A 7,151-nucleotide genomic window follows, 5' to 3' on the forward strand; every position below is an offset into this window, starting at 1 on the left:
GCTGGCAAACAAAACATTATTAAAGCGTTGTAAGTTAAGTCAGCATAGTGACATTGTGGGATTTACCACTGAGCAGGTATTTTCTCATCAGCAGAGTAAGGATTATATCTTGCAGGATATGAAAGTGTTGCGAGATGGGAAGTCAATCGTTGATAATTTAGAGCTGCACAGTTATGCATCTGGTCAGTTAGGTTGGTGTATTACCAATAAACTGCCTATCTATAATAGCAGTCAACAAGTGGTCGCAATGGTTGGGATATCCGTCGATATTGATGAAGATAACGAACGCATTTTACGTAAGCACGCGCGCTTGGCGGAAGTAGCACAGTTTGTACGTGGCAATCTTGATCAGAAAATCAATATAGCAGAATTGGCGGAGCTGGCACATTTGAGCTTATCGCAGTTGGAGCGCACCTTTAAAGCGGTGCTAAATATGTCGCCCTTACAGTTTGTGCAAAAGCTGAGACTAGAATATGCGGTTAAGCTATTAGCCATGCCTGAGATGTCAGTCACTCAAATATCATTGAACTGCGGCTATAGTGATCATAGCGCCTTTAGCCGCCAGTTCAAACAATTTACGGGCTTGTCGCCCAGCCAATTTCGCCAAACGCATTTATCATAAGAAAATTAAATCAGTAACCAACGACCGCCGCATCGACAATACGTGGGTCTGAAGATCCATATACGCCATTTGGGGTAATCATAATCGACTGCGTTGAGCCCATGGCTGACTGCTGGCTGACCTTATGTCCCATAGACTCGAGCTTTTTAATGGTATCCACATTAAGTGCCTTTTCGATACGAATCTCATCAGGTAGCCATTGGTCATGAATACGCGGAGCATGTGTGGCTTCAGCGATATTCATATCATGGTCGATAACGTTTGAGATGACTTGCGTAACCGTAGTAATGATGCGGCTACCACCCGGACTACCTGTGACGATATAAGGCTTACTGTCTTTAAATACCAGTGTCGGACTCATAGAAGATAACGGACGTTTATTGGCCTCGACCGCATTGGCATCACCGCCGATTAAGCCATAACCATTGGGTACACCAGGTTTGGCAGAAAAATCGTCCATCTCGTTATTGAGCAGTATCCCCGTGCCATCGGCGACAAGACCAGTGCCATAAGAGAAATTCAGCGTATAAGTATTTGCCACTGCATTGCCGTCTTTATCAACGATAGAAAAATGCGTGGTTTGATCACTCTCGTACGGTAAAGGGTTATTGGCTTTAATGGTTGCTGCTGGCGTGGCTTTATTTGGGTTGATTAACTCGCGCAGCTTATCAGCATAAGGCTGGGCAGTTAAACCGCTGGCAGGTACATCGATAAAATCTGAATCACCCAAATACTCAGAACGATCGGCATAAGCAAGCTGCATCGCCTCAGCCATTAAATGAATGGTTTGCGCGCTGTTTTGACCATAGTCTTTTAGCGGATAACCTTCTAAGATATTTAAAATCTGAACAATATGAATACCACCAGAAGACGGTGGTGGCATGGAGACGATCTCATAACCACGATAATCGCCTTTAACAGGCGTACGGGCAATAGCTTGATAATTGGCTAAGTCCTGCAAGCTCATCTTACCGCCTGCTTCATTGACCGCTTTAACCAGTTTACGCGCCGTCTCCCCTTTATAAAAACCATCAGTGCCTTTTGCCGCAATCAGTTTAAGCGAATGAGCAAGCTCCGGTTGTTTTAAGCGCTCACCCGGCTGATAAGCGCTACCATCGGCTTTAAAAAATATCTTTTTGGTGCTTGGCCATTTTTGTAGACGGTCACTTAATGCTTCTAGTGACTCTGATAGTCCAGCAGTGACTTCAATACCGTTTTCAGCCAGTGCAATCGCTGGCGCCATGACTTGCCCGCGGCTCATGGTGCCATGATCTTCTAAGGCTTTGAGTAAGCCTGCGACCGTACCCGGCACGCCAACGGCTAAGCCATGGTAACGAGATAAATCACTAACGGCATTGCCATCTTTATCAAGATACATATCGCGCGAGGCGCTACTAGGGGCTTTTTCACGATAATCAAGCGCTACGGTTTTACCTTGCTTGGCATCATATACCATCATAAATCCACCGCCACCGATATTGCCCGCACGCGGTAACGTCACCGCTAGTGCGAAACCTACTGCTACAGCAGCATCAACAGCATTTCCGCCATCTTTTAAAATCTTTAAGCCGATATCAGAAGCCAATGCTTCTTGGGAGGCAACCATGCCGTTTTTTGCCCAAACAGGGTGGTGGATAGCATCGACAGAATAGATGGCTTGATCTGTTTTGGCTTGGGTTGTCTTAGGCGTGAGCGTATTGGTTTTCGCTCGTGTTACGCGCTGCGTCTCAGATATTACAGTAGGATTTGCCGCCATAATCGCTAGATTAATCGCACTGGTATTAATCGATGTTGGGTTGATGGTCTTTGTCGCTACAGAGGTGCTAGTATCTGCCGCCTGAGCAGATACAGAAAATAGTAGCGTGCTGCTAATAATCAGTGCGGCAGATTTTAAGGTTTTATGAGTGGGCGCTTGGGTCTGATAAGTATTAGAAAACGGAACTGACATCGCAAAGTCCTTTTTACGAGAGTGAAGAAAGTGGGGCTAAAAATATAGAGTTAGCCAATAAGCTTGACTGCTAAGGTTAAATAGTAACGAATATTGCCAGTAGTAGAAAGGGCTTTAAGATTTTTTGTTTTCAAATAGATAAATTGGCTATAAAGTGACTGAGCTTTGAAATGATTGAGCCTTGAAGATTTTAAGTATTAAAAATAGACAAAAAAAGCGCAGTGATTAATCACTGCGCTTTTTAAATGGTCGTACTTTATCTGACGATGTTTTTTAATTATATGTCTTATAGTTTACAGAACTTGCATCTTACTGTGCTCGGTCATGCATTTTATGATTTTTCGACCCATGATGACCTTTGGTTGTTCTTTCTGATTTTAACTGCGCCATTTTTGCCCGCTGCTCAGCTGTGAGCACTTGCGAAATGGCACGCTGGGTTTGAATGCGCTCGATAAAACGCTGCTTGGTTTTAGCTGCTTGCTGATCAGCAAGACGATTGAGGGCAGCATTATCCAAGGTATTAGCATTCACCAACGCTTGTATCTGCTGCTGCATTTGCGCGTGCTCTGCTTGATGTTTTGAACGGTCATTTTTACGATCACCACTCTTTTGTTGCATGATGGCTTTGATTTGTGCCTGCTGCGTCGCTGTTAAATCTAGCTGTGCCATCGGACCTCTCAAGCCATCTTTCATGCCTTTATGCTGCATCTTGCTCGTGGTTGGCGTGGCCTCAGTAGAAGCATTGACACTGCTACAGGCAGTTACGGTTAGTACACTAGACATGGCCAGTACTGAGCCTAGCAATAGTTTTTTCATCTGCATCGTTTGCATAAAAGTTTCCTTAATTTTATAAGAGCGAATATTTATTTAATAAGCCTAGTTTTGATTGAGTGTCCCGGATAGTCACTATGCATCATTACTATGAATCATTATTAAGCACCAGTACTCGACATGATTAATGAACATTTACTTGTTTTTGATAACCGCTATCATACGACAGCTAGAGGTTACGAACATTTATGAAATATTAAGAAAGGTAACGTTTATAGCACGTAGGTAGCACTTGCCTGATAATATGACCCATAACCGGATTGAGAGGCATAAGAATAAGGTGATAACGATGTCAAATATTTTATTGGGTGACGATGACGAAGAGCTGACTCAATTATTACAAGAGTATCTGCACAATCATGGTGTTCATTGTGACTGCGTGCATGATGGCGAAGCGGTCATAGAGCGCCTAAAAATGACGATGCAGGATAATTCGCCTTATGATTTGTTGGTACTTGATATTATGATGCCAAAAATAGACGGGCTCAGTGTGCTACGTCAGCTGCCAGCTATCAGTGATATCCCCGTTATTATGCTTACCGCAAAAGGGGAGGAGATTGACCGTATCATAGGGTTGGAGCTTGGCGCTGATGATTATATTACCAAGCCTTGTAATCCACGTGAGCTGCTAGCACGTATCAATGCAGTGATTAAGCGCACCAATAGTGCGGTCAGTTTTGCTGAGCACTTGCCGCTACCGAGCAGTCGCTTGTATCTTGACCAGCAGCAAAGGCTTTGTCAGATAGATGGCATCGAGCTGCAATTGACCGGCACAGAGTTTGATTTATTGCTGGCTTTATTACGACAAAAAGGCGAGGTGGTCAGTAAATCGTGGCTATCACAGCATGTTTTGCAGCGAGAATTACAGCCCTTTGACCGTAGCCTTGATGTCCATGTCTCACGCCTACGTAAAAAACTTCAGCCTTTTCATGATGAGCCAATCAAAGCGATTCGTGGTAAAGGCTATCAGTTGGTACTCTAATGACAGACACCACCAACAGTTCTTTAACGATAAAAAAATCGAAGCTGAGCACCTCTATGCCGCTATTTTGGCGACTGTTTTTGAGTTTGCTAGCCATAATTTTAATGACCTCTGTCTTATCTATCACGGTTGAGCGCTGGCTTAATGAGCGAGAGCTGGCTACCCGTATGGATGCTCAAATTGATAAGTTGCTGATTCAGCGTGAGCGACTCGTTAAATCTTTGGAAGCGGGCGACTTATCTATTGTAAAGCAGATTTATAACGAAGATCGAAGGCTTATGAGCCAAATCAGGATATATGATGAGCAGGGCGCTATTGTATTTCCAAGATATAGGTTTAGAGAAAATCGTGGCAAGCGCCGTCAAGCCCATGATGGGGCAGATATACAGGCAGTAGACTTGCAAACAGCGAATGAGCAGTCATCTGCTGCGCTTCATGTGCAAAATTCTATGAGTAGCAGCATTGACCATAAAGCCTCTGATTACAGTGAACTTAGTGATAAAGAGCGTATTGATAAGAATTTTTATAGGATGTATTCCCTTGATAACGAGAACGACAAGCGCGGGCGCCCAAATGATAAACCTTTTAGCCTCGATGATATATTAAAACCCATACCATCGCATAAAGCCATTGCTGATATTGATAGCCGACCTGAGTTGGCCGAGATAACGGTGACTATGCCAAATGATGCCAGCGTTATTATACAGCTGCGTCCGCACCTCTTATTTAAAGATGTCTTAGAGCTACAGCGTGGCAATTTTATGCTGCGTCTGCTATTGATTGTATTTTTTAGCGTTCTGGTCTGCTTTTGGCTCAGCCGTACGTTAACTTGGCGTATTGGTCAGGTGCAGGATACTGTGCATAGCATGATAGGTGGCAATTACGAGGCCAATCCTAAGCTGTCAGGTTTGGGTTCTGATGAACTGGGCTTGTTGGCAAAAGATGTGGCTTTACTATCGACACGACTTGCTGATAGTGAGCTTGCGCGTAAGCAGATGTTAAGTGATATCTCTCATGAGCTGCGCTCGCCGCTTGCCCGTCTTGATGTAGCTACTGAGTTGACACGAGATTTTGCGCCCAACGCCAGTCGCTATCTTGACCGGATTGATAAAGAATCAGCGCGAATGAATGCGCTGATTGAACAAATCATCCATATTCAATCGCTACAGACGCAGCAATACACTAACGATGATTTAGAGAACGAAGCCGTCAATATTTGTGAAATTATCAATGAGATTGGTCAAGATGTCTGCTTTGAGTTTCAGCATAAAAATATATATTGGCAATGGCATGCAAATCCGTCTTTATTGCCAGATTCTTGCACAGTAATGGGCAATCAAGAGCAGCTGCATAGTGCCCTCGAAAACATTATCCGTAATGCCTTTATGCATACTGCTTTTGATTCGGCAGTGATGGCTGAGATACAAGCAGTGCAGATAAATAATAAAAAAGCAGCTATTGAAATAAGTATCACTGATGAGGGCGGCGGGGTTGCAGAACAGGATCTAGAGCGTATTTTTCAGCCTTTTGTTAGGCTTGATACAGCACGCCACCGTAAAACGGGCGGTTATGGATTGGGGCTGGCAATCGTCCATGCCGTAGTGACGGCACATCGCGGTCAGATCACGGTCCATAATCGTCAAGATGGCATATTGGGACTGGTGATAAAAGTAACATTGGCTGTCAGATAAAAACCATCTCAAATAAGAACGTATTTCATCTGATATATTCAATAATATGAATATATCAGATGAACGGTAGTAAATGACCGACGAACGGCATTGAGACTCTATCTATATTCGTTAATAATAATATACAGAGAGTAATAATGATTTTACAAAACAAGACACTTTATGCCACAGTTATTCATCTAAGTAATTTTTTAACCCTAACTTCTAATCCTATTGCCTCATAACGGTTTTCTTTTGTTACATCAACTCTCTACAAATGGATTTTAACTTCGGTTTTTAAATCAGACGAATCTGTAAGGGAGTACACATTATGAACCGCATCTATAAGGTAATATGGAATGAAGCCTTAAATTGTTTCACCGCAGTGGGTGAATACGCAAAGGCACGTGGCAAATCCTCTAAATCTAGCGTGAGTGCAAACGCTACCATCAATACAACAGACAATCTTTCCTCTACCAGTGCTTTTAAACTCACGGCTATAGGGCTGGGGTTAATAGCGGCTGGTTTTTGTATGCAAGCGAATGCTATAAACCCTAACCCAACGAGTGGTAATTCAAATCATCATGATGGAACATATAGTCACAGTCATGGTAGTCATGGTGTGCATGCCCATGTGGATGGTAATAATAGTCATAAGAAAAAAACCCCTAAACCAAGCGATCCAATCATTCTAAATTTTGAAGGTGATATTGGACCCGTTATTCCACTTACAGAAGGTGAAACACTCAATGTTTTAGGTGGTGTCAATGTTGCAAGCGAATTATCTAACAATCCAAATATTGGTGTTGTCGCGAATGGTGACACCCTAACCGTCAAACTGGCCAAAGACTTAACCGGTCTTACTAGCGTCACCACAGGTAACACGGTGATGAACACAAGTGGCGTAAGCTTCCTTGGCGGCAGCAGCGTGAAATTAAGCGGCACAGGGCTGAACAATGGCGGCAATCAAATCACCAATGTGGCCAGTGGTGGCGCCATCACCACCAATGCAGCCAACATCGGCGATGTTAAGAGCGCAGTCGCCGCGGGTAAAACCAAGTACTACAGTGTCAACTCAACAGGTGGCACCAACGATGA

At 43.6% G+C, this 7,151-nt stretch carries 6 protein-coding genes; 4 read left to right on the plus strand and 2 right to left on the minus strand.

What is annotated here, in order from left to right; genetic code table 11:
• Nucleotides 1-622: helix-turn-helix domain-containing protein (locus tag ABYU67_RS11520; RefSeq protein WP_372845328.1), on the plus strand; the 622-nt coding region annotated here is incomplete at its 5' end.
• A 10-nt stretch (nt 623-632) separates the two neighbouring features.
• Here the strand turns inward: ABYU67_RS11520 and ggt are convergent.
• Nucleotides 633-2,570 carry a gamma-glutamyltransferase gene (ggt, locus tag ABYU67_RS11525; RefSeq protein ID WP_372845330.1) on the minus strand — a complete coding sequence of 646 codons (1,938 nt, stop codon included), beginning with the start codon at nt 2,568-2,570 and terminating at the stop codon, nt 633-635.
• A 309-nt stretch (nt 2,571-2,879) separates the two neighbouring features.
• Nucleotides 2,880-3,401 (minus strand): Spy/CpxP family protein refolding chaperone, encoded by a 522-nt coding sequence (locus ABYU67_RS11530; protein WP_372845332.1) that lies wholly within the window; start codon nt 3,399-3,401, stop codon nt 2,880-2,882.
• Nucleotides 3,402-3,690: 289 nt separating this feature from the next.
• On the opposite strand from ABYU67_RS11530, the gene ABYU67_RS11535 reads away from it, so the two are divergent.
• The 3 genes from ABYU67_RS11535 to ABYU67_RS11545 all read left to right on the plus strand — a co-directional run.
• The gene (locus ABYU67_RS11535) at nt 3,691-4,383 is read left to right on the plus strand and encodes a response regulator transcription factor (RefSeq protein WP_372845334.1); all 693 of its coding nucleotides are present in this window, start codon (nt 3,691-3,693) and stop codon (nt 4,381-4,383) included.
• Nucleotides 4,383-6,074 (plus strand): sensor histidine kinase, encoded by a 1,692-nt coding sequence (locus ABYU67_RS11540; protein ID WP_372845336.1) that lies wholly within the window; start codon nt 4,383-4,385, stop codon nt 6,072-6,074. Before ABYU67_RS11535 ends, ABYU67_RS11540 begins: the two co-directional genes overlap by 1 nt.
• Before the next feature lie 310 nt (nt 6,075-6,384).
• On the plus strand, nt 6,385-7,151 hold a 767-nt coding region (locus ABYU67_RS11545), incomplete at its 3' end, for an ESPR-type extended signal peptide-containing protein (protein WP_372845338.1).

The sequence above is a fragment of the Psychrobacter sp. genome (assembly GCF_041554015.1).
In the GTDB taxonomy this organism is placed as follows: domain Bacteria; phylum Pseudomonadota; class Gammaproteobacteria; order Pseudomonadales; family Moraxellaceae; genus Psychrobacter.

Bases quoted from the DNA above. Each gene is read 5' to 3' on its own strand.
- ggt (WP_372845330.1), bottom strand. From the start codon at position 2,570: ATGTCAGTTCCGTTTTCTAATACTTATCAGACCCAAGCGCCCACTCAT.
- ABYU67_RS11530 (WP_372845332.1), bottom strand. From the start codon at position 3,401: ATGCAAACGATGCAGATGAAAAAACTATTGCTAGGCTCAGTACTGGCC.
- ABYU67_RS11535 (WP_372845334.1), top strand. From the start codon at position 3,691: ATGTCAAATATTTTATTGGGTGACGATGACGAAGAGCTGACTCAATTA.
- ABYU67_RS11540 (WP_372845336.1), top strand. From the start codon at position 4,383: ATGACAGACACCACCAACAGTTCTTTAACGATAAAAAAATCGAAGCTG.